Genomic DNA, 25,783 nt, shown 5'->3' on the forward strand with positions numbered 1-25,783 from the left:
ACCTCAGAACAGCATGTCTGTGAGGTCTCGCTCGCGGAGCAGACGCCGGCGCCAGGCGTGGATCTGGGGGACGATGAAGGGGAGCAGCCGCATGCAGTAATAAGGGGGTATGATCGGAATGCCCACCAGATCCCCAAAGGTGATCAACAGGAAGAGGTGCTCCATGGACCCTCTCTGGCGGAGATTCGCCCGCACCATATCATGCAAGGCCATCCCATAAAGGATCTCCCCGATCGCCCGACCCAAGCGGCGCACTGACTCCAGACACATTCTGGCTCCTCCTATCCTTCCTTCGCGGCCCAACAGGAAGAAATCTCCCCGAGGCCAGGCTGGCCGCTGCCAGCGAGCCTCCGCTCCCCATCACCCGATGGCCATATCCGGACGCGGCCCCTCCTCCGGCCGAACGGGGATCTGATACCAGCGCACTGCATCCCCCAGGCGGGCACGCATCTGCCAGCCCAGGCTCTTGGGGGCTGCCTCAATGGCCTGCCGCAAGCGTTCCAGGCGTTCGCGAACACGCCCCCGCGCCGGCTCCTCCCATCCCTCAATCTGCCGGGCCGTCCGCTCCAGGTTCATGGTAACCGTCCGATACCACCCCCAATCCTCCGCACAAAGCCCAGCGATCACCCGCAGATCCACCGTCTCCGGTTGCTCCCCCTCCACCACTTCATGGTCCAGCAGCAGGACCGCGATCTCCAGCAGCTCAGCTTCTCCGGCCTCCACCGCCTGCAGGCGGGAAAGGAGGAGCCAAGTGGGCGGCAGGGCGATCTCCTCACGGCCGAGCGCCGCCGCGAACTCCATTCGGTGATACATCTCATAGGCATCCAGGAACACGTCGACGGGCCAGCCGGTCTCCGGCTTGCGGAAATGAAGGCGTCGGGTTCCGTAGAACGCGTTGAAGCGAGCGAACGGCTCATATCCCTGCTCTTCCATAAAAACCGCCAGGACCTTACTCTGCCGAGAGGAGGCAGCGAGCTCCAATCCCGGATAGGAGGGCGTCGGCAGGTAACGGGCTGCCGACGGGGCATGATAAGCGATCCCCACACTCCCCAGCAATCGGATGGGGATCCCATGGGTCCGCGCCGTCTCGACCAGGCGGAGCCCCTCGTTCACGAGGTCCTGGATCAGCGTGGAAAGCCGGAGGGTGCCCGCCCGGGATGCCCGGGGTTTACGGGGAGCTGTCGGTTGCTCCTTCAAGGCGGCGCTCAACGAGCGGATCACCGGCTGGAGGGCGAGATCGAGCAAAGGCCGGTTGATCGAGCGGGCACAGCAAACGCCCAGGATCCCTCCGGGGATCCGCCGGAGGATGAGACGTCCTCCGGCGAAGCACAGATCCACTTCGGGCACCCTCCGGCGGGAGGCCTCCAGAGCGCTGAAGGTTCGAGTGATAATCCGCGCCGCCGCCGCCAGGGCCTCCCCAGGGTAACGCGCGGGGAGCGTATGCCCCTGAACGGCCCCCTCCTCGTGAAGCAGGAAGGTCCCCTCCACCCCTGGAATGGCATTCACCTCCTGCAACAACTCTTCGAAGGCCATCCCCTCTCCTTTCGGGATCCGAAGAGCAGCCGTTTCCAGATCGAATAGCGCCCCGCAAACCCCTGACAGATCAGCTTCCTCGGGTTCGCCCCTTCCCCATCCTCATCCCGCTCCACAAGGTGGGGAGAGGTCGATCCATCCAGCTTACATGGAAAAGAAGCGGGCTTATCGCCTCAGGTCAGACGGGCCAACGCCTCGGAGAGGACCAGCGCCGGCGAGGCCTGGGGAGAGAGCACCAGGCCGATGATCAGCGGGGAGCGCGGGAGGATCAGAAGCCGCCGCTGGGACTCCGAGACCACCGCATGTTCGAAAGCGCCCATCGGGAGAAGATCGGCCAGCGTCGACGCCGCCGCCGATAGATAGACCGTAATCGCCCCTTCCACCTCTCCTTCCCCCTCTGGAACCTCCGCGGCCATCACCACCCCATCCGGGCTACAGATCACCACGCCGAGGACTCCTTCGATCGAACGGAGGCGAGCGATCCATTCTGAGGGGGAAGGAATCGCCGCGCTGGCCGCATCCGCGGAACGAGCGGCCTGGCGCATGCCCTCCAGCAAGAGCTCCTGCCAGGGACGATACAGAGTGCGCTCGGGGCTGCGGACCTCATCTTCCAGTGTGAACTGTCCCTCCGTCCATCCCAGCAATCGCCACAACGCGGGCTCCCCCTTGAGATCCCCGCAAACCGCATGGACGATCTCGCCATCGGAGAAATAGATCTCGCCCTCCCATTCGCCATGCCGGAGTCGAAGCCGCGCCGAGGCGCGAGATCGGCATCCGGTTTCGATCAGCGCGGCCAGCGGGATCTCCCGCAAGCTCCCGGTGGTTGCCATCGCTTCCTCCTCACTCCCATCCCCACGGGCAATCGTCCAGCGGGAGAAGGTCAAGGCGCTCGCCCCGATCGCTCCGGATGGAGACAGCAAAGCGGAAGCTCCGACCCAGGTGATCCCTCATCCCCTATGGAAGCCTCGGAGCTCACGGAGATGAGGACTTAGAGGTTGCAGAATGGAGGCCGTTTCCCCACCCCGACACGCCTCTCTATGCCCTGAGGGCTGGGCCTTACGGGATCACCGGCAGTTCCACAAGCCCGCATGGGGTCGGCTCCTTCCCTTCCCACTCCTTGCGCTGAGAAAAGAGGAAACAGGACATTTACGGTTTTTATTTTAAAACCGCATGCTCAAAAAGAAAAGTTATGGAACACGTTAGGCTGTCAGCGCTTTGCGTGGTCTAGCGGAGAACCGGTTCCCTCCTTCCCATCAATCCCGGGGCTACGGGTGGATCGTCCCCAAGCGCGGGGAAGGCAGCCGGGAGGCCCTGGGTACCCCTGCCCCGATGGCCGCCCCTGGCGCAAATTTTACTACAATCATAGGCGACCTCTGAAGGGAGGCCTGGTGATGAACCTGCAGCGATACGAACATCTCAGCGGGGAAGAAGCGCGGCGGATTCTGGAGGCGCGCCGTTTGGCGATCCTGCCCATCGGGGCCATCGAAGCCCACGGACCTCATCTCCCGGTCGGCACCGATAACCTGCTGGCCCAGGCGATCGCCGAACGGGTGGCGGAACAGGTGGAGGGCGTGCTGCTGCCCCTGATCCCCTACGGTCAGGTTTGGTCCCTTCAGGATTTCCCTGGATCCCTCTCGATCTCCAGCGAGACGCTGACCCATCTTCTGGTGGAGCTGGGGCTGAGCCTTCAACGGCAGGGTGCGGCGCTGCTGGCGGTGATCAATGGCCACATCGGCAACGGGGCTGCTCTCCAGGCCGCCGCCCGCCGTCTCCACCAGCTAAAGGGCCCGGTAATGTATGTCTTCACCTATCCCGGGATCGGCGAGGCTGCTTTGCGGATCTGTTCCTCCCGCCCCCTGCCTGGCGGCTACTTCCATGCCGACGAAATTGAGACCTCCCTCGTTCTGCATATCGCCCCGGAGCAAGTGCGTCGAGATCGGATGATCCGCGAGGAGCCTCAGCTCCCCCCCGACTTTCTCTACCGCCCGGTCCCTTGGACGGAGATCACCCGCACCGGCATCCTCGGCGATCCCACCCCCGCCACTGCGGAGAAGGGGAAGGCCCTCCTCGAGGCCATTGTGAGGCAGATCGTATCCGTCCTCCGCTTCGCCCTGCAGCGACTCGGATGAAAGCAGAGGGGCCAGCTCCCCAGAGCTGGCCCCTCTCCATGCTTCCTGCTCTTCGGGAGCCATCAGCGTCCCAGGATTCGACCGATGAGGGCGATCAGCAGAGGCCAGAGCACATAGTCCGTGTCCGAAGCCCAGCTGAAGAAATCGCCGATGGCAAACCCCAGCACCGGCCACATCAGCGCCTGGCCCACGCCCATCAGCACCCCGGCGACCACACCCCCCAGGATGGCACCTGGGATCCCCCAGTATTTATTCCCATACACGCCGGCGGTGGCCCCATGGAACCATACCGACATCGTGGGAGCGAAGATAAAGAATGGATAGCGGGCTCCGGCAAAGATAAGGGAAACCAGGACCATCATCAGCATCCCGATCAGGCCTCCGTAAGCCATGGAGACCTGACCGTAAGGGAAGAAGAGCGGGCAATCCAAGGCGGGGATAGCCCCGGGGACAATGCGCTCAGCAATGCCCTTGAAAGAAGGAATGAGCTCCGCGATGATCATTCGCACACCCATGATCAGGATGGCGAAGCCAGCGGCGAAGTTCAAAGCCTGCAGTAGGACCCAGATGATGGGATGCTTGCCCGCTTTGGCGGCCGCTTCCACTACGAAGCTCACGTTCAGAGCGGCCATAATGAGATAAACCACCAGGAAGGTGGCCGCCATCAGCAACATGGGCTCCCGCAACCACTCCAGCGCTCGCGGGAAGCGAAGGGCCTCCATGTCCCCTATGCGCTGCTTCCCTCCCCTTGAAAACAGGCGCGCCAGCCATGCCGTAACCAGCACGGTCAGGGAGGAAGAGTGGCCCAGGACGAACCCGCTGCCCTCATTCACGAAGAGATCAAAGCGATGGGTGTACCAGGGCTGGATCGTCTGATAAAGGCCGGTGAACAGGCTGGCCACAATCACCAGGGCGGCCCCCTCCAGCCCCATGGCATACCGGAAAGCGGAAACGAAGATCACCGCGTTCCAGAAGATCAGGTGACCGGTGAGGTATATATACTTAAATCCCAGTCCGCCGAAGAGTCGGGTGAGAAGCACATTGATGAGGAAAGCGAAGAGCATCACCAGACCAATCTGGATCCCGAGCTCGCTGATGATCTTCTGGGTTCCGATCTGAATCTGAACCGGCGGCAGGCCTAGGGTCTTCCCGGCCAACTCCCCGAGCGGGAGCAGCGCCTGGACCATCAGGTTGACCCCCGCCAGGAGGATCAGCAACCCGATGGCCGTCTTGAGGGTTCCGGAGATCGTGCGCTCGACCCGTTCCCGGAGCAGGAGGAAACCCAGCAGAGCGATCAGCCCCAGGAACAGGGACGGCTCCTGCATGAATTTCTGAATAAATTCCAGAATAGCGCGCAAGGTCTCCATGGTCACCTCCTATAGGGGATCCTGAAGGATGGAACGCAAATACTCCTTCCACTCCTCGGGGGTGCCCAGGCGCGCAGCCGCTTGCGTGAGATCCCCGGCCCGCGCCAGCACGTTCGCCAGCTGACGCAGCAGATCGATGTGCGCCGATCGATCCGGAGAGGCGAAAGCGATCAGAACACGAACGGGATCATTATGGGAGCCAAACCAGACCCCCTCCCGAACCACCACCAAGGAAAGACCCAGGCCCTTCGCCCCATCCTCCGGACGGGCGTGGGGAATGGCTATGCCGGGAGCGATAGCGATATATGGGCCGAGCTCCTGGCAGGTTCGGATCATCTGCTCCACATACGAAGGGGCAACCAGGCCATCGGCAGTCAGGAGCTCCCCGCTGATCCGGACCGCCTCCACCCACTCGCCCACCCGCTCCAGAATACGGATGCGCCCGTCCAGGGCCTCCAGGAAATCCAACGCGTTATCCCTCCAGCCGCCGCACAGCGGCCAACAGCTTCTCCTGGATCTCGGCCTTGTTCCCGTAGTTCGTAACCGCTACGATTTCCCGCGCCCGGGCCCGCTGGCGAAACATCTCAGCCAGATCTGGACCGGTGACAAGGATGTCGGCGGTGATGGTGGGCGCGAGAGTAGCATCCGCCGTCTCCACGACCGCGGGGATGCCTGCCTTCCTGAGGATCTCCTCCACCGTCATCTTCAGGTAGAGGGCTGTCCCGGTCCCCAGTCCGCAAGCCGCCACGACCCGAATCGATGGCTTCCCGCTCACCGCTCACCCCCTCCTACTCGCGCTGGAGATCCCAACATCCCCTTATCCCGACTACACCCTCCCATCTATACGATGGCAAGGGCGCGCGCCGGATTGTGGATCAGAAGGTCTTGGATCACCTCCTCGGCCACCCCCTCTGAACGCAGCCACGGGACAAAACGCCACAGGATATAGGTGAGCCCCGGGCCGCCCCCCATTCCATAACTGGGCCAATAGGATTTCCGAGCCATGTCCCCGCCCAGCAGGATCTGCTTCCCGTAACCCTCGGCGATCAGCCGCCGGATGAACTCGATCCGGAGGCGATCCGGGGCGTATTTTTCCTTGCCGATCTGGTCATAGCCTAAATAAACTCCCGCGCGGGCGAGGGCCAGGTGATACTCCCACTCCATCCGACGATCGACATGGCCGATGATCACCCGGGCCGGATCCACCCCCTCGGACCGCAGGAGAGCCACCTGCTCCAGGCCCATCGTGCCCGCCTCGGTATGGGTGGAGATCGGGGCGCCTGTGAGGCGATGGGCAAGAGCGGCGGCCCGAAAAACTTTCTCCTCGTTCGGCGTGATGCGATTCAGGCTGCTGCCGGCCTTAATGACGCCGGCACGGATCCCTGTCCCGTCAATGCCCTCCACGATCTCCCGCACGAACCGCTCGGCCAACTCGTGAACGGAACGACCCTCCACCCAGGGGCCGGAGAAGGCTTCCTTGTGATGACCGGTAGCGGCGATGAGATGCACGCCAGCTGCCTGAGAGATCCGATACAGGGCTTGGACATCGCGGCCGTAGTCAGGCGGGGACATCTCCACCAGCGCCTGTCCGCCCGCTTCCCGGAACCAGCGCAGCTCCCGGATGGCGACATCCTCGCGATCCAGAATGAGATCCGAGTCCTCTACCGGAGGCCGGCAGAAGATATGCTCATGGGCGTAACAAATCCCCAGGGATTCCGGCGGGATATCCCCAGCCACTGTGCGGATGACCGCCACGGCTTCCCTCCTGGTCACGGCCTCACACTGAAGTTCACGACAAGATAGCGGCCAGGCCTCCCGTTGTCGCCTCCCAAGCGAGGGCCAAAGCCTCTCGGGCCCTGCGAACCAATTCCTCTTTCTTTCCCTCGCGAATCAGCTGACGATCCGCCAGCCAGGTGCCGGCGCAGGCAAGCACGTTGGGCAAGCGCAGGTAATCGAGGAGATTTCCCACCCGGATCCCTCCCGTGGGGATAAAGCGGGCGTGCGGGAAGACCGACGCCAGGGCTTCAAGGACCTGCACCCCACCCATAGCCTCCGCCGGGAAGAATTTGAACACCTCCCATCCCTGCCGCCATGCGGCCATGATCTCAGTGGGAGTCGCCACCCCTGGGATCAGGAGAACTCCATGCTCACGGCACCAACCGCCCAGCTCCGCCTCCCACCCCGGGGAGACCAGAAACTCCGCACCCGCCGCCACCGCCTCCTCGGCCTGCTCTGGGGAGAGAATCGTCCCCGCACCGATCCGCATGAGTGGATAGGCTCGCCGCAGGTATCGGATCACCTCCGGGGCCGCCGAAGTGCGAAAGGTGACCTCCAGCGCCGGGATCCCTGCCTCTTGCATGGCAGCTGCCAGGACGCGAGCTTCCTCTTCGTTTTCTAGGACCGCCACGGGGATCACCCGCGCCCGGGCGAAGGCCTCCAGGACCTTCCCGAACCGCTCCACCATCGCGCGGCCGTTCCTCCTTGCGCTCATGGGGATCCTCGAATATGGAGATTCAGCGCTTCCGTAGCCGCCCCTTTATCCGTGATCAGGATATCGATCAGGCCGCTGCGCAGAGCCGCCAGGATCGCCTGCGCCTTCACCAGACCACCGGCCACTGCGATCACACACGGAATACGGCGGATGTCCTCCAGGGTCAGGCCGATCGTCCTCCGATCGAAAGGCGTGCTCACCGGGCGACCCCTTAGATCCAGATACCGCGCGCAAATGTAGCCCACTGCGCCATGCCGACGCAGCTCGGCCAGATCCTCGTTGGACAGATATCCGGCGCGCTTCAAAGAGGAGGCCTCTGTATGAGTCGTCCCGATGCCGACCAGCAACAGGTCCGCCCCTCGGGCCAGATCCAGGACTTCCTTGATAGATCGCTCCTCCAGCAGACGCTGGGCGACCTCCTCGCGCTCCACCATCACCGGGGCATGCAAGTAATACCCCTGAGCCCCCAGGGTCTCCGCCAGCTTGCGGACGATAGAGGGGCTGTCACACGGCTGGCGCCCTCCCAGCGCCCCCAGGCACTGGACGATCCGCAGCCGTGGATAGGACGAGGAAGGAAGGGCTTGCACCACCTCCCACAGGGTGACTCCCCACGTGACAGCCACCGTCATTCCATCTCGGAGGTGGGGAAGCAGCTCCAGAGCGGCCAGCCGGCCGAGCTGGCCCAACAGCTCCTGATAGGAGGAGTTCTCCACATCCAGCACGCGAGCGCCCTGCAGGGAGAAGGCTTCCATAAGGCGGCTTTCCAAGGAGGGAACGGTTTTCACCGGCCATTGGATGTGGATCTGAACGATGCGCCTGCGCCGCGCCTCACTGAGGAGACGGGAGACCATCGAACGGCTCAGCCTCAGCCGCCGGGCGATGCGACCTTGATCCCAGCCGCGTTGATAATACAGGCTGGCTACGTAGGCCAGAAGCTCCTCACGGGTCGGAAATGGGTAGGACGTCTTCCGCGGCATCTCTACCCCGCATACGAAGAGAGAACTCCAAGCCCACCTGGAGGGCTCCCATCCCTTCTCCCACTTTGAGCAAATGTGCACTTCTTTCAATTTCGTTCGAAATGATTGTAAACTGAATTCCCTCGCATGTCAACCCCTTTGGCTTATCCGGGGCAAGACCGGTCAGGGGCGAGCAACCCGGAAGGCGCGCTGGAAGGCCGTTGAGCGGCTCGCTTGGGATCCCCCATCCGCTTCAAAGAGAGGCGGGGCGCGCCGATCCCTCCGATCCAGGAGCCGATCCCCACGATGGGCCATGATGGCGGGCCCATGCGCGCCGCCAGGCACCCGCCAGTCCATGGGGAAAAGCCAGCACCACCATCACATAGAAAAGGCCGAACAGCAAGAACCAAAGAGGACCGAACACCCGGTTAAACAGATAACCGGCGAGCTCCAATAGCGCCGCGCCGAATATGGGGCCGCTTAAGGTTCCCACTCCGCCCACCAGGGTCATCAGCAGGGCCTGGATCGTGGTGTTAACGCTCAACAGCGAAGGCGTGGCGTTTTTGTTGAACAAAGCGTTCAACGCCCCTGCCAGCGCAGCCAACGTCCCGGAGCACATAAAGGCCAGCAGTCGGAAAGCCAGAGGGGAATACCCCAACGCGATGGCGCGCTCTTCGTTCTCCCGCAACGCGATCCAGACCCGGCCGGTTGGGGAATCCACCAGACGACGTGCCAGGAAATAGGCTCCCAGCATAAAAACCATGGCCAAATAGTAGAACCGCAGTCGGTGCTCCGCAGGGTCCAGCCAAGCCGGAACAGGGATGCCCTGAAGACCGTCCTCGGCTCCTGTGTATTGCCGGAAATCGGTCGCTTCGCTCAGAATAAAGGCGGCCTGGGCTAACGCCAGGGTCACCATCGCCAGATACACCCCTCGTACTCGTAGGGAGAGGGCGCCGACCAGCCCGCTGATCCCCAGGGCGAAAAGCGTGACCGCGAGCATGGCGACCAGCAAAGAGGCCTGGAAATGTTTGAGCAGAATGCCAATGATGTAGGATCCACCGCCGAAGAACAGGGCATGGCCAAAGGAGAGGATCCCAGTGTAACCCATCAGGAGATCATAGCTCAGCGCGTAAACGGCCATAAGATAAACACGGATGAACAGGCCTTGAAGAAATCGAGGCCAGCCGGCCTCCGGGGGCTCGCCCCATATCCCACTTAGCAAGAATGGCAACCCGGCCAGGAAGATCAGACCGGCCAGCCCGACCCCGTGCCGCCGAATCCACAAGCGGAAAACAGATCCTCGCGAGAGGATCTCTTGATGGATTCCGGTGCGTTCCATCCCCATCATCCTCTTCGACGAAGGATTGGACCGTCGTCCTGAGGAACGTTGCGGTTTTCCGGGCAGATTTCGGATCTCTGAGATCCTCTATGGGGTCCTGGCAGGCGGAGCCAGGATTTAAGGGCGTTGGAAGAACGTTCGGCCCCTGATCTTTATCCCGTTTTCTGTCCAAACAGCCCGCTGGGGCGGAGCAGAAGGATCACGGCCATGAGCAGCACGGTGGAGGCGCGGGCGATGGCTGGAGAAAAGCGAATGGCCTCCGTCAGGCCTGGGAGGGTGATCCCTACCGTGACCAGGTAATCTCCGAAAGCTCGCGCGAGGCCAACGAGAAAGGCGCCCACCGCTGCGCCGCCGTAATGCCCCATGCCCCCGATGATGACGGCGATGAAGGCCTGAAGCAGGAACTCCAGCCCCATCGCCGGGCTCAGGCCCAGGAACGGAGTGGCCACCACACCGCCCAGAGCCGCCAGGGCCGACCCCATGGCGAACACGCCGGTGAAAAGCCGCCGCACCGGGATCCCCAGGGCCTCCACCATTTCTCGATCCTCCACCGCAGCTCGCACCGCGATGCCGATGCGGGTCCAGCGCAACAACAGGCCGATCCCTGCCCACATCGCGGCCCCTACCCCGATGATCAACAACCGATAAGTGGGAAAAGGGCGCCCCAGCACGTTCAAGGAGGCGCATCCCTGACGCAGCCATTCCTCAACCGATGACGCCAGACACGGCGCAGCGAAGAGAGAGGGCCGAGGCAACGGAGCATAGTTTCCAGGCCCCCAGACCACCCGCACCAGTTCCGTGCCCACGTAAGACAGGCCAAGCGTCAGGAGAACTTGATAGATGGGGCGGGCGTAAAGGGGACGGATCAGCGTGGCTTCCATCCAAGCACCCAGGGCGCCGCCCGCCAGAGCGCCTGTCCAGATCGCCAGGAGGAATCGGAGATCTGTCGGGCTTTCCAAGATCCAGCGCTCGATCTGCTCCCGACCACTCAGCATCAGAACGCCCAGCAACAGCAGGCCGGCTGGCGCCCCCCAGGCTCGGTAGCGGTCTCCCGAGCGCGTTCGCCTCATCCCCCATCCACCGCACAATCCGGCCACCATCATGGCGGCCATCCGGGCGAAGACCAGACCCAGCGGCTCCTGCGCAAGGGGAGTGGGGATCGCCCCTCCGGGCACTGTGCTCCCGAATGCGACTAGCTTCCCCAGGTTGTGATTCCAGAAAGCCATGGCCCCAAACCCAACCAGGCCGAATCCGGAGAGGGCGCGAGGCATCGGCAGCCGGCCTGACAGGATCCGCCCGCCCTCGATCCCCGCGCCCAGAGCCAGGAACAAAGGAGCCACATTGAGCAACAAGCGAGGGTTCTGATAAACAGTCCAGCCGAGGTAAGCTCCCAGCATGAACAGCGTGCCATGAGCGAAATTAATAACATCCATCAGCCCAAAGATGAGGGAGAGGCCGGCGGCGACGAGAAAGAACAGGGCAGCCAGGGTAAGGCCGGAGAGCACAATAGAGGCCCATACAGGCAAGGGAAGGAAAAAGGCGGGGAGTCCGATGAGGGCAAGAAGGATCAACCCCATCGCCCATATCCCCTTCATGCCATCACCCCCAGATAGCGCTGGAGCCCCTCGCGGTCCATGAGGAGCTCGGTCATCGGCCCACTGCGCACCACCCGTCCGTCCTCCATCAGGATGTAACGATCCGCCAGGTGATGAATGGCATAAAAGTTCTGCTCCACGAGGAGAATGGGCATCTCCTCGCGCAATCGGTGAATGGTTGCCATCACCTGCTCCACCAGCATAGGAGCTAGGCCCTCGCTGGGCTCATCGATGAGAAGAATACGGTTGTCCGGAACAAGGGCCCGAGCGATGGCCAACATCTGCTGCTGCCCACCGGAAAGAAGGCCGGCAGGTTTCTTCAGATTGCCTTTCAGATCCGGGAAAAGATGGAAAATCCAATCCGCCTTTCGAGCCAGATCCCCCCGGCGCCGCTCCGCCAGCCTCAGGTTTTCTTCCACCGTGAGACTGCGAAAGATCGCCCGATGTTCCGGCACGTAGCCGATGCCCAAGGCGGCGATCTCATAGGTCGGGCGCCCCCGGAGCTCCTCCCCCAGGAACCGGATGCTTCCTCGCACAGCCGGCCAAAGCCCCATGATCGTGCGCAGGGTGGTGGTTTTCCCTGCGCCATTCCGACCCAGCAAGGCGGTCAGGCTGCCCTCCTCCACCGCGAAAGAGACCCCTTTCAGGATGTGGAAGGACCCGATAAATGTGTGAACGTCCCTCAATTCGAGGACGGCATCCATGCCCGTTCCCCCAGATAGGCTCGCTGAACGGCCTCATCGCGGGCGATCTCCTCCGGAGCGCCCTCGGCCAGCACACGTCCGTGATGGAGGACGGTCACCCGATGGGCCAGGCGCATCACCAGATCGATCTTGTGTTCGATCAGCAGGATCGTCCGCCCTCCCCGCTGATGGATCTCTTCAATCAGGCGGATCAGGCGAGGGATCTGCTCTATGGCCATCCCGGCTGCCGGCTCATCCAGCAGCATGAGCTGAGGCTCCTGAGCCAGCACCATGGCGATCTCCAGCCAGCGGCGATGCCCATGGGGGAGCGCGCGGGCGGGAAGATCGGCCAGCTCCGCCATGCCGATCTCATGCAGCACGGCCCAGGCTCGATCCAGATAACGATGGAGGCGGGCCGCCGGAACCCAGAAACGGAAGTTATCGGGCCCCCGGGCCTGGGCGGCCAAGCGCACATTCTCCAGAACGCTCAGGTTGGGGAAAACATGGATGAGCTGATAGGCCCGGCCGATCCCGAGATGCACCCGATGATAAGGGGGGAGATCGGTGATATCTTTCCCTCGGTAGAAGATACGGCCTGCCGTTGGGCGCATGCTTCCCCCGATCAGGTTGAAGAGGGTGGACTTGCCCGCCCCGTTCGGCCCAATGAGGGCATGGATCGTGCCGGCCTCCACCCGCAGGTCTACCTGATCGACCGCCCGCAGCCCTCCAAAGTTTTTCGTCAACCCGCGGGTCTCCAGGAGGGTCTCCCCATACATCTTTTTCCTCCCTTGCCGCTCCGGGTCTCTTTTAAAACTCCCATTCATCACGATGAGATCGACCTCCCTGGCCCTCATCGGAAGGCGATAGGGAGTCGCTCTCCGGCCGCCCTCTCAGAGCGAACATGTCGGCCTTCGCTTGCCGAACTCCCCTCTTGCCTTTATGCTGGAAAAGAGTTGGTCCCGGTGAGGGCGGGCAGCATCCCACGCCCCCCGCTGCCCGCCCCTCACCCCTCAGGATTTCGGGCACCGATCTTTGTAAGTTCCCTCCAGCATGCACGGCGGCGCGGTCTCCTCCGGTGAAAACTCCTGGATCAGCTCGAAGAACCGGAACTGGGGATCCTTGGGGTCCTTCAGGCGGACCAGATACATCGGCTGCAGGGCGACGTGGTCGTAGGGGCGGATGATGTAAGTGCCCTTCGGACCTTGGAAGGTCATGCCCTCGAAGACAGGGATCAAGGCCTCCGCCCGGGCATCACCGTTGGTTTTCTTCAACCCCTCGACCACCATGATCGCCGCGGCCATGCCACCTGCGGTGAAGAGATCGGGCGGCGTCCCGAACTTCTCCTGGTGACGCTTCACTAGCCAGTCGTTGACCGGGTTCTTGGGCAGCGTGTAGTGATAGACACTCACACCGACCGATCCCACTGCGAAGGCATAGCCGGAGGCGATGCTCTGGTTGTCTCCCATCCCGGTGGCCACTGTCATCTTCTGGAAAACCCCAAGGTCCTGCATCTGCTGGAAAAGCGGCACGAAGCCTGCGCCGGCCCAAGTCACGATAAGGACCTCCGCTTTGGCATCCAGTACCCGCTGAAGGTAGGGGGTGAAATCCGTGGTCTCCAGCGGGATGAAGATCGCCCCCGCGCCCTCCGGGGTGTCGTTGATGGGGAAACGGCCGCCCAGGCTTTTGACCACATTGTAGAAGGCGAGAGCGGAGCCATGGCCGAAGGCGTAGTCGGGAGCGATCTGCACGAAGGTCCTGCCCATCCCAATCAGCGCCTTGCCCATTGTCAGCGCATCCTGCACGCTGGTCCGGCTGGTCCGGAACGTGTAGGGGTTGAAATTCTTCCCGGTGATATCCGGGCTGGCGGCCGGCTCGGCGATCAGGATGACCTTATGCTCCTCGGCCACCTTCTGGACCGCCAGGGTGACGCCGGAGCTGGGGGCCCCAACCAGGATCTCCACGCCCTCGGCCTCGATGAGCTCACGGGCCTGCGCCACCCCTTTCTCTGGATCGCTGGCGTTGTCCCGAACGATCACCTGGATCGGTCGGCCGGCCACTTCCATGGTTCCATTGGTGGCATACTCCAGACCCAGCATGAAGCCGTTCTCCAGCATCGGGCCATAGAGGGCCAGGGAGCCGGAGCGATCGGTGAGCAGACCGATCTTCAACGGCTGGCCAGGCTTGGGGGAGGGAGGAGGAGCGGCCGTCGGCGTGGCCGGAACTGGCACGGCTGTCGGCGTGGGCGATGGCGTCGCCGGCGCCGCGCACGCCCCGGCCAGCAATAAAAAGATCAGCCATCCCATCACCCAGCGACGGTTCATCGGTCACCTCCGGATAGAGAATTCACGGATCATCGGCATGGCGCCGAGGATCGCCTTTCGAAACCAAAACGGTAGCCTCCCCACGCAGCACCTCCTCGCCGTGCTGATTGAGGCAGCGCGTCGCCAGGGTCACGATCGGCTTATCCTCTCGGATATCGACCACCTCCACCACGGCGGTGATGGTATCGCCCGGGTAGACCGGTCGGCGGAACTCCAGGGTCTGGCGAAGATAGATCGTCCCCGGTCCCGGCAACATCCGACCCAGGACGGCGGAGATCAACCCGGCCACCAGCATCCCGTGGACGACGGGTCGGCCGAAACGGGTGTTGCGAGCGAACGCCTCGTCCAGATGCAACGGGTTGTCATCCCCGGTCAGGGCGGCGAAGGCCTCTACATCTGCACGGGTGATGGTTTTCGTCCAAGAGGCGGTCGAACCCACGCGGAGCTCAACCATAGGGGCCTCCCCATCGGATCACCGTGGCGCCCCAGGAGTATCCTGTGCCCGCGCTCAGCAGCACCACCACATCGCCGTTTCGCAGGCGCCCCTCTTCCCGAGCGAGGTAAAGCCCGAGCAAAGGGTCGGCAGCGGAAAGATGGCCATAATCCGCAAGATAGACAGCCTGAGATTCCTGCAGCCTGAGCGCGGAGAGCAAGGCCTCGAAAAGGGAGCGTTTGGTGTGCAGGGGGATCAGGAAATCTGGGCCATGGCATCCGCTGCGGGCGATGGCCTCCCGGACCACTCCCACAAAATGCTCCAGAGTGATGGGGTCCAGCATCGCTTTCATCCGGGCGGGATCCGTCACATCGAAAAAATGCAGCCGCCGGTCCACCGTTTCATGGCTGGGGGGGAGCACCGAGCCCCCGGCTGGGACGCGAACGAAATCAGCGAAGCGGCCATCCGTGAACAGGGCGGATTCCAGAACCAAGTTGAAGGGATGGCCGCGCTGGAGCAGACAAGCCGCTGCCCCATCGCCGAAGTTGAACATGAAGCGGGCGCGATGGTTGGTGTAATCCAGCAACATGGACTCGTTGGAGGCAGCTACCAGCAGAACGCGACGTAGGGAGGGATCGGCCAGCATCATGCTTCGGGCTGCTTTCATGGCGAAGGGAAGCCCTGCGGAGGTCCCGCAAATTTCGAAGGCATAGGCCCGATGGGCCCCCAGCAACGCCTGGATGCGAGGCGCAGCCAGCCACACATAATAATCCTTATGCATGCTCCCGAAGTAAATCAGGGCATCCACCTCCTGGGGTGGAACTCCAGCCTCCTCAAGGGCGCGCCGGCCAGCCTCAGCGGCCATCATGGAGGCTGTCTCCCCCTTTCCGGTCACATCCGCAATATGTTTCTGATTCAGCCCGAACTTGGTTCGGATGATCTCGACCGGGATGCCCGAGGCCGCTGCCAGCTCCTCCGCGGTCATCACCCGCTCCGGGAGATAGACGCCCAGCCCGGCGATGCCGATCGTTGTCATGGCCATCCTCCGTGACCAAGGAAATATCCCCCGCTGTCATTCTCTCCGGAGCGCTCAGGCTCATCCGGCTTGCCCCCTTAAGAAGGCGTGGAGGATCTCCCGAAAGATCCCCGGCTGCTCCAGATAAGGCGTATGCCCGGCGGCTGGGATCACCTCCTCCCGATATGGGCCTCCCCCAGCCCGATAACGCTCCAGAACTGCCCGGGTCTGAGCGACCATCGGCTGAGGCGGGAAGATCGTTTCTCCTGGCCACCCCGGTATCACCCCCAGCATGCCCAGGTAGCCGAAATCAAAGAGCGAGGTATCGGAAACGATGGTGTCTTCCGCCCCACGAACCCAAAGGATCGGGGGTTTGGATGCGATCACGGCCATGGCGCTCAGGTTGCAATACTTCGGGCTCATCGCGTTGTTCACCCCTCGGGTTCCCGGAGCCACCCTTGGCCAGTTCGTGGAGACCTGGAAATCACCGGGGTAGTTCTCCTCGCCCACCGCGGTGCGCACCATAGCTTCCACCAGGATGTCCTCCCGAGGGTGAAGGAAAGGAGCTTTCCCATAAAAAGCACGAAGCACCCGGCGCGGGGAGAAATCGCTCTCCTCGCTTCGATCGCCCGCCGCCAGCCGGCGCACGAACTCGGGGTTGGCCGTGCCGCCACCCGAGCCCGCATAGTCCGGCCAGCATGGCGTGCCCTCTAGATCCTTTGTGCCACCAAACCCAAAGGGCGAGAGCGGGTCGACCAGCGTGAGAGAGAGGATCCGCTCCGCGTGATCGATAGCGTATTGCATGGCGATTCCCCCTCCCATCGAGTGACCGATCAGGTGGAAACGCGTCAGGCCAAGGGCCTCCACCAGCGCATGCAGGTCATCGCTGAAATCTCGAAGTCCGCGCGTGGCATCCACTGGGCGCCGCTCCGATTCCCCGTAACCCCGCAGGTCGGGGGCGATCGCCCAAAATCCAGCAGGGAGAGCCAGCATCGTCTCCTCCCAGAATGTTGCGGAGGAAACGTTCCCATGGATGAAGACGACCGGCTCGCCATCCGGCGGGCCGGCGAAGAGGACATGGAAATTCAAACGGGAAGTCCTCATCAGCTCACAGTGGATCCCTTCGAGATGAGGCATTCGCATCGGCGCCTCCATAGGTGAGAGGGGCATCCTCACGCCTTCTTCAGCGAGCCGTCCAGCCCAGATCGATGGTCCAGACCGCGCCGGTGACCGCGGACGCCTCCTCCGAGCACAGGAAGGCGACCAGCGCCGCCACCTCTTCCGGCTCGATCAGCCGGCGGATGGCTGCCGGCTCCAGCATGACCTTCTCCACCACCTCCTGCGGGGAAAGCCCAAGCGTCCGCGCCTGGTCCTGAATCTGATTCTCAACGAGCGGGGTGCGTACATACGCGGGGCAAATGGCGTTCACGGTGATGCCGTAAGGGCCGCCCTCCAACGCCGCGACGCGGGTGAGGCCGATCAGGCCGTGCTTGGCGGCCACATAGGCGCTCTTGAAGGGCGAGGCCACCAGGCCGTGGATGGAGGCAATGTTCACGATACGCCCCCAGTGCTGTGCTTTCATGACCGGCCATGCGTATTTGGTGAGCCGAAAAGGGGCAGTGAGCATCACCGCCAGCATCGCCTCCCACATATCCTCGGGGAAATCTTCAATGGGGTCGATATGCTGGAAGCCCGCGTTGTTAACCAGGATGTGAAGGGCTCCGAAGCGCTCCAGGATCTCCGCGATGAGGCGACAGCAATCCTCTCGGCGGCGCAGATCGGCATGGAGAAAGAGACCCTCGATGGATTGGGCCACCGCCCGCCCCTGCTCCACCTGGACGTCCGCTACCACCACCGTATCCCCTTCCCGGGCCAGTCGCTCAGCGATGGCTCGCCCGATTCCGCTCGCCGCTCCGGTCACCAACGCCACCCGCCCCATCAGGCCCCCCCGCGCAGGCTACCGCCCATACTGCTGCCGAAGGGCGGTCTTATCGATCTTCCCCGCCCCGGTCTTCGGTAGCTCCTCCACGAAGACAATGGATTTCGGGACCTTATAGCCCGCCAGCCGGGCCCGCAGATAGGCCATCAGCTCCTCTGCGGTCAGGGTGCTCCCAGACCGCCGCACGACGATCGCCCGCCCCACCTCCCCCCACTCTGGATCCGGCACCCCGATCAGGGCTGCCTCCACCACATCCGGATGGCCCAGCATCGCGCTTTCCACTTCAGCCGGATAAATGTTCTCTCCCCCGGAGATGATCACCTCCTTGATCCGACCGACGATGTAAAAATCCCCCTCCTCATCAAACATCGCCAGATCCCCTGTTCGCAACCAGCCCCCCACCAGGGTCCGAGCGGTCTCCTCCGGCCGGTTCCAGTAGCCCGGGATCACATGGGGGCCACGGATCCACAACTCCCCCGGCTCCCCCGGCCCGACCTCCTGGCCATCCCGGGTCACCCGAACCTCGACGTGGAAGAGCGGGCTTCCGACAGAGCCCGGCTTGCGGCGAGTTTTCTCATCCGGCAGCCAAAAGTTGTTCGGGCCAGCCTCCGTCAACCCGTAGCCGGTTTTGAAGGGCACTCCCTTCTCGAAGAAGTGCTCGAAGACCGGCATCGGACATGGAGCGCCGCCGCTGATCACGATCCGACAGCGGGAGAAGTCGGCCTGCTTCCACCGCGGATGCTGCTGCAGGCGGATGAACATCGTAGGCACGCCGAACAAGAGCGTGACCGGCTCCCGCTCCAATAGATCGAACACCTGATCGGGCTCGAAGGCTGTGCAAAGAACGGAGGCGCCGCCGATATGAACCAGAGGGGTGGTGAAAACGTTGAGGCCGCCGGTATGAAAGAGGGGAGCGTTCAGAATCGCGAGATCATCGGGGCGAAGCCCCCAGCTCATCACCGTGTTGACCGCGTTCCAGGTGATCGTGCCGTAAGTCAGAATCGCCGCCTTCGGCAGGCCCGTCGTCCCCCCGGTATAGCACAGCACCCACGGATCCTCCAGAGAAAGGGAGATCGGATCCGGCGGTCGATCCGAAGCCCGCGCCGTCAGCTCCCTCCACCGGCGATGCGCACCTCGGATCGGCTCGTCCAGGGCGACCATGGCCGAGATCGCTTCCTCCAGAGCCGCCGCCTTCTCCGCCAGATCCCCACTGTAGATCAAGACACGAGGAGGGATCTCCTGCACCATGGCCTGGAGCTCCGGGACGGCCAGCCGCACGTTCAGGGCCTGCATGATCACGCCAGTCTTGTTGCATGCGAAGAGCAGATCGAGGTATTCCAAACGGTTCGTAGAAAGGACCGCGAGGATGTCTCCCTTGCGCAGCCCCAGGGCGCTCAGGGCGTTCGCGGCCCGGTTGACCCGCCGGTTCCATTCCGCATAGGAGATTCGCCTTTCGGTGGAGGCATCGATCAACGCCACGTGGTTCGGGGAGAGCCAGGCCCGTTTCGCCAGCCAATCGACCGCTGGGATCATCCCCAAGGCTCCTCTCCTTTCAGGAAGGCGATGGCCGCGCGGTTGAATTCCTCCGCCCGCTCGAGGAAGAACAGATGACCAGACTCGGGGAAAAGGAGCAGATGGCTGCCCGGGATGCGCGCGTGCAGCCGTCGGGCGTTCTCCACCGGGACCACATGATCTTCCATCCCATGGGTGATGAGGACGGGCGCTCGGATCTCGTGGACACGGTCTTCCACGTTAAAGGCGATAGCGGCAGCCAGCTGGCGCTGGTAGGCGTAAAGCGGCTGTGGATGAGCGATCCGCCAGGCCACATACGCTTCAAGGGCTTCGGGGTGTTCACGGAGGAAACGCTCCGTCACGGAGATGGCCCACAGGCGCCGCAGATCAATCTCCGGATCCCCGGTTCGATCGGTGAAGACGGCCAGGCTTTCAGAAGGCATAGGGACCACATTGGGGCCGCCGAAGGAGGTGCAGCAAAGGACAAGACGGGCGAGCCGATGGGGATGCCGCAGGGCGAACATCTGGGCGATGAAGCCGCCCATCGAGGCCCCCACTAGGTGAGCCCGCTCTATCCCCAGGGCATCCATCAGGCTGGCTACATCGTCGGCCATCTGCTCGATCGTATAGGGGACATCCGGTTTATCCGACTGCCCAGCGCCCCGGTTATCGATGGCGATAGCTCGAAAATGCGCGGCGAAGGCAGGCAACTGGTGATGCCATAGATAATGGTCGCCGCCCAGGCCGGGGATAAAGATCACGGCCTCCCCATGGCCATGCTCCACATAGAAAAGGCGGATCTCATTCGCCTGTACGTGGGGCATCCGCCGCTCCTTTCCCTTCGGGCGGAAGCGCCATTCCATGGCGGATGAAGGCCATTGCGGTCTCCAGCACCTCTTCCGGAGGCTCCCGGTTCTCCCACAGCACCCATCGCATCCCCAACAGATGCGCGATCCCCATCAAACAATAGGCCAGCGTCTCGGGATCCATACGGCGGATCTGACCGGCTTCCATCGCTTGCGCCAGCCCCCGGGCATAACCTTCTGCCAGGCGCCGGTAGTATTCCCGATAGACTTCCTCATCCACGAACTGGCTTTCCAGGACGATGCGGTAGAGAAAGCGGTGCTGGAGGACGAAGCGGAAAAAGGCGCGATAACCTTCGCGTTCGATCTCCAGCCGATCCTGCAGGCCCGCCACGGCCCTCGCGATGAACTTGCGGAGCTCATGGCTCATATAGCGGACCAGGGCGCGGAAGATCTCCTCTTTGGAATCGAAATAGAGGTAAAAGGTGCCCTGGGCCACCCCAGCGCGGCGGACAATCTCCGCGATCGAAGCCCGGTGGAACCCCAGCTCCCCGAAGACCTCCTCCGCGGCCTCCAGCAGCCGGCGGCGGGTCTGCTCACCCCGAACCGTCACCGGTGCCCGCGCCATGTTCCCCCAGAATATGACAGATGAATCATCTTTCATGTTACTGGGCCGGGGGGATTTTGTCAAGTCCAGGCGGCCGATCGGACCGCACGGCAGAAATCTCCGGTATCATGGGGGTAAAGAGGGTCCATCTGGCTCCGCCCTGCGGAGCGTGGGAAGCGCTGAAGGAGGGCCTAGCGATGAGCCCAAGGGAGAGCATAGAACCCGGAGAGCCGGTGCGGGTGGCGGCCCAGGAGCTGCTCCGTCTGGCGATCGCATGGCTCGGCGCGGAGCGCGGCTGGATCGCTGTTCATCCTGGCTGGCTGGGAGCCGCGGAGGTGCTTCTGGCGGGAGAGAGAGAATCCGAGGCCATCGGGTCTCTCTTCATCCGCCAGTTCCCAGTGGAGGAAGCCGGTATGGAGATCGGCGAGCTGGGACTGATCTGGACTCGGGAGCCCGATGAAGCCCAGCAGGATCCCCGCGCGGTGTTGACCATCCTTCGGATGGCCGCCGCGCTCCTCCAGCTGGCCCGGGAGCAACAGGCCTCCCGCCGCCTGCTTCATGTGCAGGAACAGGAACTCTGCCGCATCATCCTGGACATCCACGACGGCCCGGTTCAAGAGATCTTCGCCGCCCTCTCCCAGATCCAGCTATTGCTGCGAGCCGGGCGGCTAAATCGGACAGCGCGCCGCCGTCTGGAGCAGGCGGCCCAGCTTCTGGAGCGCTCCCTCACGGAGATCCGCACTTTCATCGGCGCCTTCCGCCCTCCAGAGTTCGAACACCGCCCTCTGCTCGCCATGGTTCACGGCCTGATCCTTCAGCACGAGGTCTTCACCGGCCACGAGGTTCATCTGGAGGTGGAAGGACATCTCCCCACGCCTCCGCTTCCCGTGAAAATCGCCCTCTACCGGTTGCTCCAGGAGGCACTGAACAACGCGGCCCGCTACGCCGGCGTCGCCCATTACACCGTCCGGTTGCGCGGCGAGCCCCACGGGCTCTGGCTCGAGGTCCGGGACGAAGGCCATGGGTTCGAGCCGAAGCGCTATCTGGAAAACTCCTCCCCCGAAGCGACGCGCCACTTCGGGCTGCGGGGGATGCGGGATCGGGCGGAGCTGCTGGGCGGTCGCTTTGAGATCGAAAGCACCCCAGGCCGTGGAACCTCCATCCGGGTGTGGCTGCCATGTTGAAGGGAAAGAGTGGGGTTCCCCGTCGGATCCGGGTTGTGCTGGCCGATGATCACCCCTTGGTCCTGGAGGGCCTGCGGGCGATGCTCCGGGCGGAGGAGGATATGGAGGTGGTCGCGGCCGTGACGGACGGGGCAGAGCTGATCCCCATTGTGGAGCGCCATCGCCCGGACGTGGTGGTGCTGGATCTCCAGATGCCTGGCCTTTCCGGATGGGATTGCCTGGCGGCGATCCGCCGGGCCAGCCCGGGAACCCGCGTGCTCATCCTCACCGCCTTCGGGGACGGGGAGTTTATCCAGATGGCCATCGAGCGTGAGGCCGATGGCTTCGTGTTGAAGACGGAGCCGCCCCAGCAAACCCTCACCGCCATCCGGCAGGTCGCCCAGGGCCATCTGGTCTTCCCCCAGGCCGCGCGGCGCTGGCTCAGCCGTCGGAGCCCGGAGGGTCTGCTCGCCCTCACCGAACGGGAACGCGAGATCCTGGCCCTGGTGGCGGAGGGCATGAGTAACGCCCAAATCGCTCGACGCCTCGGCGTCGGGGTGTCCACCGTGAAGTTCCACCTGCAGAACATCTTCCAGAAGCTGGGCGTGCGCAACCGCACGGAGGCCGCCCGCTTCTACTTCACAGCCCGCTCCGGCCGGCTTCCCTCGGAGAAATCCTCCTAATCATCCCCTGCTTTCTGCCCGCCCGCAGCCCTTCGTCCGGACAGGATTGACCCCCACCGTTCGATGGGGAAGGCCTACCGCTTAGGCGAGCGGGGTGGCCCTTCCGTAGGCGCGACCTGACCCCTCGAAAGACCATTGTGGGAACCGAGGCCAGCGGATACGATGAGGACAACCATCCGGGAGGAAGTCCGAATGTATGCCGTGCTGAAAGGGATTGAGATCCAGGGATCGGTGGAGGAGCCCTTCACGGAGATCCTCACCCCGGAGGCGGTGGCCTTCGTCGCCGAGCTGGCCCGAGCCTTCGAGGAGGAGCGACAGCGCCTGCTGGCTCGACGCCGGGAGCGTTACGCCCGCCTGGTGGCCGGGGAACGCCCCGACTTCCCCCCCGAGACGCGGGCGATCCGCGAGGCGGACTGGCAGGTGGCCATGCCTCCGAAGGATCTGCGCTGCCGCTGGGTGGAGATCACCGGGCCCACGGATCGCAAGATGATCATCAACGCTCTCAACTCCGGCGCCCAGGTCTTCATGGCGGATTTCGAGGACGCCAACGTCCCGACCTGGGCGAACATGCTCCATGGACAACGAAACCTTCGAGATGCGGTGCGGCGAACCATCCGTTACGTCGCGCCCGATGGGCGGGAATACCGCCTCGCAGAGGAGACGGCCACGCTGATAGTGCGCCCGCGTGGTCTACATCTGAGCGAGCCCCGCATGCGCGTGGACGGCCGGCCGGTCGCCGGGGCGTTGTTCGACCTCGGGCTTTTCATCTTCCACAACGCTCGGGAGCTCCTGAACCGGGGAAGCGGCCCCTACCTCTACCTGCCCAAGCTGGAAGGTTACCTCGAGGCCCGCTTCTGGAACCAGGTCTGTGAGGCCGCAGAGGATCGACTGGATCTGCCCCGCGGCGCCATCCGTGTTTCAGTCCTCATCGAGCACATCCTGGCGGCCTTCGAGATGGAGGAGATTGTGTATGAGCTGCGGGAGCGGATCACGGCGCTGAACCTGGGACGGTGGGATTACATCTTCAGCATGATCAAAGCGTTCGCCCACGATCCGGCGATGGTCCTCCCTGACCGCAACCAGCTCACCGTGCCCCACACCCCCTTCCTGCGGGCCGCCGCTCAGCGATTGGTCCAGGTCGCCCATCGGCGGGGCGCCCACGCCATCGGCGGGATGTCCGCTTATATCCCTCGCCGGGACCCCATTGCCAACGAGCGGGCCTTCAGTGAGGTGCGGGCGGACAAAACTTGGGAGGTCGGGATGGGCTTCGACGGCGCTTGGGTGGCCCATCCAGGCCTCGTGCCGGTGGTCCGGGAGGTTTTCCGGGAAGCCCTGCAGGGACCGGACCAGCTTCATCGGATCCCGGAGGGTGAGGTGACGCCGGAGATGCTGCTACAGGTCCCCGAGGGTCCGATCACGGAAGGGGGGCTGCGGAACAACCTCTCCGTCGCGCTGCAATATCTCGGGGCCTGGCTGGCTGGCCGGGGGGCTGTCGCCATCTTCGACCGGATGGAGGACACCGCCACCGCTGAGATCGCCCGCTCCCAGATCTGGCAGTGGCGCCGCCACAGTGTCCACTTAGACGACGGACGAAAGGTAGATGGGACCCTCTACCGCATTCTTCGAGATGAGGAGATCGCTGCCCTCCAGCAAGGGAACCTGGAGGAAGGCCTCCGCCTCCAGGAAGCCCAGGTGCTGCTGGACCTCCTGGTAGAAGCGGAGGACTTCATCCCCTTCCTCACCGAGCCAGGCATGGCTTATCTCGAGGAAACGGTCTCGTCCCACGCGTGAACATCCGTGCAGGAGGGAAACGATGAGCGGCGACGGCACGCTGTGGAGGGCGGAAGCGGAAGCGCTGGAGCGGCACTGGGCGACAGATCCGCGCTGGAAGGGCATCCGTCGCGATTACACGGCCCTGGACGTCGTCCGCCTGCGGGGATCCGTGCGGATCGAGCACACCCTGGCCCGCCGCGGGGCGGAGCGGCTCTGGCAACTTTTGCATACGGAGCCCTATGTGGCGACCTTCGGCGCCCTCACTGGGGCCCAGGCCGTCCAGATGGTCCGCGCCGGGCTGAAGGCCATTTATGTGAGCGGCTGGCAGGTGGCCGCCGACGCCAATCTGGCAGGGCAGACCTACCCGGACCAGAGCCTCTACCCCGTCAACAGCGTGCCCGCCCTGGTCCGTCGTATCCAGAACGCCCTGCTGCGAGCCGATCAGATCGACTGGGTGGAGGGGCGCCGGGAGCGCGACTGGCTGGTCCCTATTATCGCTGACGCCGAGGCGGGGTTCGGGGGGATCGTTCACGCCTTCGAGCTGATGAAGGCGATGATCGAGGCGGGAGCGGCCGGAGTGCACTTTGAGGACCAGCTGGCGGCGGAGAAGAAATGTGGCCACCTGGGGGGGAAAGTTCTGATCCCCACCGGCCAGTTCATCCGCATCCTGAACGCCGCCCGACTCGCCGCTGATGTCCTGGACGTGCCCACCCTTCTCATCGCCCGCACTGACGCGTTGAGCGCCACCCTGCTCACCAGCGACATCGACGAGCGCGATCGTCCTTTCCTCACCGGGGAACGGACCCCAGAGGGGTATTTCGTCACGCGGGGCGGGTTGGAGAGCGCCATCGCCCGTGCTTTGGCCTACGCCCCCTACGCGGATCTGCTCTGGTTTGAGACCTCCCGGCCGAACCTGGAGGAGGCCCGGCGGTTTGCGGAGGCCATCCACGCGGCGTTCCCTGGCAAGCTCCTGGCCTACAACTGCTCCCCTTCCTTCAATTGGAAACGCCATCTGGACAACGCCACCATCGCGCGCTTCCAGCGAGAGTTGGCTGCCATGGGCTACAAGTTTCAGTTCATCACCCTGGCCGGCTGGCATCTGCTTAACCTGCACACCTTCGAACTGGCCCGCTCCTACCGCGAGGAGGGGATGTCCGCCTACGTTCGTCTCCAGGAGGCCGAGTTCGCCCGGGAGGCGGAGGGATACACGGCGGTCCGCCACCAGCGGGAGGTGGGGACCGGCTACTTCGATGCCGTGGTGCTGGCGGTCACCCGTGGGGCATCTGCCACGGTCGCCCTCGCCGGCTCCACGGAAGCCGAACAGTTCCATTGATCCGCCCGCCATGGGAGGTGTGGAAGGGAGACCAAGCGGCCCACGAATCGGACCAGCAATCCCACCTCCCATGGCCTCCTTAACCCCGCGCTGATTTGACATCCGGAG

At 63.7% G+C, this 25,783-nt stretch carries 26 protein-coding genes; 5 read left to right on the forward strand and 21 right to left on the reverse strand.

Going from position 1 to position 25,783, the window contains the following annotated elements:
- Window positions 1-3: 3 nt before the first annotated feature.
- The 3 genes from ACFMO3_RS00880 to ACFMO3_RS00890 form a co-directional block, all read right to left on the reverse strand.
- Window positions 4-270, reverse strand: coding sequence for a hypothetical protein (locus ACFMO3_RS00880; RefSeq protein WP_376788543.1), 267 nt, complete (start codon window positions 268-270; stop codon window positions 4-6).
- Window positions 271-360: 90 nt separating this feature from the next.
- Window positions 361-1,533: a roadblock/LC7 domain-containing protein gene (locus ACFMO3_RS00885; protein ID WP_376788544.1), complete on the reverse strand. Its 1,173-nt coding sequence runs from the start codon at window positions 1,531-1,533 to the stop codon at window positions 361-363.
- A gap of 173 nt (window positions 1,534-1,706) precedes the next feature.
- A complete protein-coding gene (locus ACFMO3_RS00890; RefSeq protein WP_376788545.1) occupies window positions 1,707-2,363 on the reverse strand; it encodes a DUF4388 domain-containing protein in 657 nt (218 codons plus the stop codon).
- A gap of 561 nt (window positions 2,364-2,924) precedes the next feature.
- On the opposite strand from ACFMO3_RS00890, the gene ACFMO3_RS00895 reads away from it, so the two are divergent.
- Complete coding sequence (locus ACFMO3_RS00895) at window positions 2,925-3,662, forward strand: creatininase family protein (protein WP_376788546.1); 738 nt, start codon at window positions 2,925-2,927, stop codon at window positions 3,660-3,662.
- Between the two features lie 62 nt (window positions 3,663-3,724).
- Here the strand turns inward: ACFMO3_RS00895 and ACFMO3_RS00900 are convergent, their stop codons facing one another.
- The 18 genes from ACFMO3_RS00900 to ACFMO3_RS00985 form a co-directional block, all read right to left on the reverse strand.
- Window positions 3,725-5,029, reverse strand: a complete 1,305-nt coding sequence (locus ACFMO3_RS00900; RefSeq protein WP_376788547.1) for a PTS transporter subunit IIC — start codon at window positions 5,027-5,029, stop codon at window positions 3,725-3,727.
- A gap of 9 nt (window positions 5,030-5,038) precedes the next feature.
- Entirely contained in the window at window positions 5,039-5,497 is a 459-nt protein-coding gene (locus ACFMO3_RS00905) for a PTS sugar transporter subunit IIA (RefSeq protein WP_376788548.1), read from the reverse strand.
- Between the two features lie 4 nt (window positions 5,498-5,501).
- On the reverse strand, window positions 5,502-5,804 hold the full coding sequence (locus ACFMO3_RS00910) for a PTS sugar transporter subunit IIB (protein WP_376788549.1): 303 nt from the start codon (window positions 5,802-5,804) through the stop codon (window positions 5,502-5,504).
- A gap of 65 nt (window positions 5,805-5,869) precedes the next feature.
- Window positions 5,870-6,784, reverse strand: a complete 915-nt coding sequence (locus ACFMO3_RS00915; protein WP_376788550.1) for a phosphotriesterase — start codon at window positions 6,782-6,784, stop codon at window positions 5,870-5,872.
- A gap of 34 nt (window positions 6,785-6,818) precedes the next feature.
- Entirely contained in the window at window positions 6,819-7,493 is a 675-nt protein-coding gene (eda, locus tag ACFMO3_RS00920; RefSeq protein ID WP_376788551.1) for a bifunctional 4-hydroxy-2-oxoglutarate aldolase/2-dehydro-3-deoxy-phosphogluconate aldolase, read from the reverse strand.
- 23 nt (window positions 7,494-7,516) lie between these two features.
- Entirely contained in the window at window positions 7,517-8,497 is a 981-nt protein-coding gene (locus ACFMO3_RS00925; protein WP_376788552.1) for a sugar-binding transcriptional regulator, read from the reverse strand.
- A gap of 232 nt (window positions 8,498-8,729) precedes the next feature.
- Window positions 8,730-9,815, reverse strand: coding sequence for a branched-chain amino acid ABC transporter permease (locus tag ACFMO3_RS00930; protein WP_376788553.1), 1,086 nt, complete (start codon window positions 9,813-9,815; stop codon window positions 8,730-8,732).
- 152 nt (window positions 9,816-9,967) lie between these two features.
- Entirely contained in the window at window positions 9,968-11,410 is a 1,443-nt protein-coding gene (locus tag ACFMO3_RS00935; RefSeq protein WP_376788554.1) for a branched-chain amino acid ABC transporter permease, read from the reverse strand.
- Window positions 11,407-12,114, reverse strand: coding sequence for an ABC transporter ATP-binding protein (locus ACFMO3_RS00940; RefSeq protein WP_376788555.1), 708 nt, complete (start codon window positions 12,112-12,114; stop codon window positions 11,407-11,409). Before ACFMO3_RS00940 ends, ACFMO3_RS00935 begins: the two co-directional genes overlap by 4 nt.
- Window positions 12,093-12,869: an ABC transporter ATP-binding protein gene (locus ACFMO3_RS00945; protein WP_376788556.1), complete on the reverse strand. Its 777-nt coding sequence runs from the start codon at window positions 12,867-12,869 to the stop codon at window positions 12,093-12,095. The genes ACFMO3_RS00940 and ACFMO3_RS00945 overlap by 22 nt, the downstream gene beginning before the upstream one ends.
- A 234-nt stretch (window positions 12,870-13,103) precedes the next feature.
- Window positions 13,104-14,414: a substrate-binding domain-containing protein gene (locus ACFMO3_RS00950; RefSeq protein ID WP_376788557.1), complete on the reverse strand. Its 1,311-nt coding sequence runs from the start codon at window positions 14,412-14,414 to the stop codon at window positions 13,104-13,106.
- 22 nt (window positions 14,415-14,436) lie between these two features.
- Window positions 14,437-14,868 carry a MaoC family dehydratase gene (locus tag ACFMO3_RS00955; protein WP_376788558.1) on the reverse strand — a complete coding sequence of 144 codons (432 nt, stop codon included), beginning with the start codon at window positions 14,866-14,868 and terminating at the stop codon, window positions 14,437-14,439.
- A complete protein-coding gene (locus tag ACFMO3_RS00960; RefSeq protein ID WP_376788559.1) occupies window positions 14,861-15,883 on the reverse strand; it encodes a 3-oxoacyl-ACP synthase in 1,023 nt (340 codons plus the stop codon). The genes ACFMO3_RS00955 and ACFMO3_RS00960 overlap by 8 nt, the downstream gene beginning before the upstream one ends.
- 60 nt (window positions 15,884-15,943) lie before the next feature.
- A complete protein-coding gene (locus ACFMO3_RS00965) occupies window positions 15,944-17,005 on the reverse strand; it encodes an alpha/beta fold hydrolase (protein ID WP_376788560.1) in 1,062 nt (353 codons plus the stop codon).
- A 40-nt stretch (window positions 17,006-17,045) separates the two neighbouring features.
- Window positions 17,046-17,801 carry a 3-hydroxybutyrate dehydrogenase gene (locus ACFMO3_RS00970; RefSeq protein WP_376788561.1) on the reverse strand — a complete coding sequence of 252 codons (756 nt, stop codon included), beginning with the start codon at window positions 17,799-17,801 and terminating at the stop codon, window positions 17,046-17,048.
- Window positions 17,802-17,819: 18 nt separating this feature from the next.
- Window positions 17,820-19,334 (reverse strand): long-chain fatty acid--CoA ligase, encoded by a 1,515-nt coding sequence (locus ACFMO3_RS00975; protein WP_376788562.1) that lies wholly within the window; start codon window positions 19,332-19,334, stop codon window positions 17,820-17,822.
- Complete coding sequence (locus ACFMO3_RS00980; RefSeq protein ID WP_376788563.1) at window positions 19,331-20,137, reverse strand: alpha/beta fold hydrolase; 807 nt, start codon at window positions 20,135-20,137, stop codon at window positions 19,331-19,333. Before ACFMO3_RS00980 ends, ACFMO3_RS00975 begins: the two co-directional genes overlap by 4 nt.
- The gene (locus ACFMO3_RS00985) at window positions 20,115-20,744 is read right to left on the reverse strand and encodes a TetR/AcrR family transcriptional regulator (RefSeq protein WP_376788564.1); all 630 of its coding nucleotides are present in this window, start codon (window positions 20,742-20,744) and stop codon (window positions 20,115-20,117) included. The genes ACFMO3_RS00980 and ACFMO3_RS00985 overlap by 23 nt, the downstream gene beginning before the upstream one ends.
- A gap of 176 nt (window positions 20,745-20,920) precedes the next feature.
- Here ACFMO3_RS00985 and ACFMO3_RS00990 point away from each other — a divergent pair, with 176 nt between their 5' ends.
- The 4 genes from ACFMO3_RS00990 to aceA all read left to right on the forward strand — a co-directional run bounded on the left by ACFMO3_RS00990 (window position 20,921) and on the right by aceA (window position 25,675).
- The gene (locus ACFMO3_RS00990) at window positions 20,921-21,907 is read left to right on the forward strand and encodes a sensor histidine kinase (RefSeq protein WP_376788565.1); all 987 of its coding nucleotides are present in this window, start codon (window positions 20,921-20,923) and stop codon (window positions 21,905-21,907) included.
- Window positions 21,901-22,569, forward strand: coding sequence for a response regulator (locus ACFMO3_RS00995; protein WP_376788566.1), 669 nt, complete (start codon window positions 21,901-21,903; stop codon window positions 22,567-22,569). The genes ACFMO3_RS00990 and ACFMO3_RS00995 overlap by 7 nt, the downstream gene beginning before the upstream one ends.
- Window positions 22,570-22,731: 162 nt before the next feature.
- Window positions 22,732-24,360, forward strand: coding sequence for a malate synthase A (gene aceB / locus ACFMO3_RS01000; RefSeq protein WP_376788567.1), 1,629 nt, complete (start codon window positions 22,732-22,734; stop codon window positions 24,358-24,360).
- A gap of 22 nt (window positions 24,361-24,382) precedes the next feature.
- Complete coding sequence (gene aceA, locus ACFMO3_RS01005; protein ID WP_376788568.1) at window positions 24,383-25,675, forward strand: isocitrate lyase; 1,293 nt, start codon at window positions 24,383-24,385, stop codon at window positions 25,673-25,675.
- The last annotated feature ends 108 nt before the right edge of the window (window positions 25,676-25,783 follow it).

Source organism: Thermoflexus sp. (assembly GCF_042408815.1).
Classification (GTDB): domain Bacteria; phylum Chloroflexota; class Anaerolineae; order Thermoflexales; family Thermoflexaceae; genus Thermoflexus.

Bases quoted from the DNA above. Each gene is read 5' to 3' on its own strand.
- ACFMO3_RS00995 (WP_376788566.1), top strand. From the start codon at position 21,901: ATGTTGAAGGGAAAGAGTGGGGTTCCCCGTCGGATCCGGGTTGTGCTG.
- ACFMO3_RS00975 (WP_376788562.1), bottom strand. From the start codon at position 19,334: ATGATCCCAGCGGTCGATTGGCTGGCGAAACGGGCCTGGCTCTCCCCG.
- ACFMO3_RS00930 (WP_376788553.1), bottom strand. From the start codon at position 9,815: ATGGAACGCACCGGAATCCATCAAGAGATCCTCTCGCGAGGATCTGTT.
- ACFMO3_RS00970 (WP_376788561.1), bottom strand. From the start codon at position 17,801: ATGGGGCGGGTGGCGTTGGTGACCGGAGCGGCGAGCGGAATCGGGCGA.
- ACFMO3_RS00890 (WP_376788545.1), bottom strand. From the start codon at position 2,363: ATGGCAACCACCGGGAGCTTGCGGGAGATCCCGCTGGCCGCGCTGATC.
- ACFMO3_RS00945 (WP_376788556.1), bottom strand. From the start codon at position 12,869: ATGTATGGGGAGACCCTCCTGGAGACCCGCGGGTTGACGAAAAACTTT.
- ACFMO3_RS00985 (WP_376788564.1), bottom strand. From the start codon at position 20,744: ATGGCGCGGGCACCGGTGACGGTTCGGGGTGAGCAGACCCGCCGCCGG.
- ACFMO3_RS00885 (WP_376788544.1), bottom strand. From the start codon at position 1,533: ATGGCCTTCGAAGAGTTGTTGCAGGAGGTGAATGCCATTCCAGGGGTG.
- ACFMO3_RS00965 (WP_376788560.1), bottom strand. From the start codon at position 17,005: ATGCGAATGCCTCATCTCGAAGGGATCCACTGTGAGCTGATGAGGACT.
- ACFMO3_RS00980 (WP_376788563.1), bottom strand. From the start codon at position 20,137: ATGCCCCACGTACAGGCGAATGAGATCCGCCTTTTCTATGTGGAGCAT.
- ACFMO3_RS00990 (WP_376788565.1), top strand. From the start codon at position 20,921: ATGAGCCCAAGGGAGAGCATAGAACCCGGAGAGCCGGTGCGGGTGGCG.
- ACFMO3_RS00955 (WP_376788558.1), bottom strand. From the start codon at position 14,868: ATGGTTGAGCTCCGCGTGGGTTCGACCGCCTCTTGGACGAAAACCATC.
- aceB (WP_376788567.1), top strand. From the start codon at position 22,732: ATGAGGACAACCATCCGGGAGGAAGTCCGAATGTATGCCGTGCTGAAA.
- ACFMO3_RS00900 (WP_376788547.1), bottom strand. From the start codon at position 5,029: ATGGAGACCTTGCGCGCTATTCTGGAATTTATTCAGAAATTCATGCAG.
- ACFMO3_RS00880 (WP_376788543.1), bottom strand. From the start codon at position 270: ATGTGTCTGGAGTCAGTGCGCCGCTTGGGTCGGGCGATCGGGGAGATC.
- ACFMO3_RS00925 (WP_376788552.1), bottom strand. From the start codon at position 8,497: ATGCCGCGGAAGACGTCCTACCCATTTCCGACCCGTGAGGAGCTTCTG.
- ACFMO3_RS00935 (WP_376788554.1), bottom strand. From the start codon at position 11,410: ATGAAGGGGATATGGGCGATGGGGTTGATCCTTCTTGCCCTCATCGGA.
- ACFMO3_RS00960 (WP_376788559.1), bottom strand. From the start codon at position 15,883: ATGACAACGATCGGCATCGCCGGGCTGGGCGTCTATCTCCCGGAGCGG.
- aceA (WP_376788568.1), top strand. From the start codon at position 24,383: ATGAGCGGCGACGGCACGCTGTGGAGGGCGGAAGCGGAAGCGCTGGAG.
- eda (WP_376788551.1), bottom strand. From the start codon at position 7,493: ATGGTGGAGCGGTTCGGGAAGGTCCTGGAGGCCTTCGCCCGGGCGCGG.
- ACFMO3_RS00895 (WP_376788546.1), top strand. From the start codon at position 2,925: ATGAACCTGCAGCGATACGAACATCTCAGCGGGGAAGAAGCGCGGCGG.
- ACFMO3_RS00940 (WP_376788555.1), bottom strand. From the start codon at position 12,114: ATGGATGCCGTCCTCGAATTGAGGGACGTTCACACATTTATCGGGTCC.
- ACFMO3_RS00950 (WP_376788557.1), bottom strand. From the start codon at position 14,414: ATGAACCGTCGCTGGGTGATGGGATGGCTGATCTTTTTATTGCTGGCC.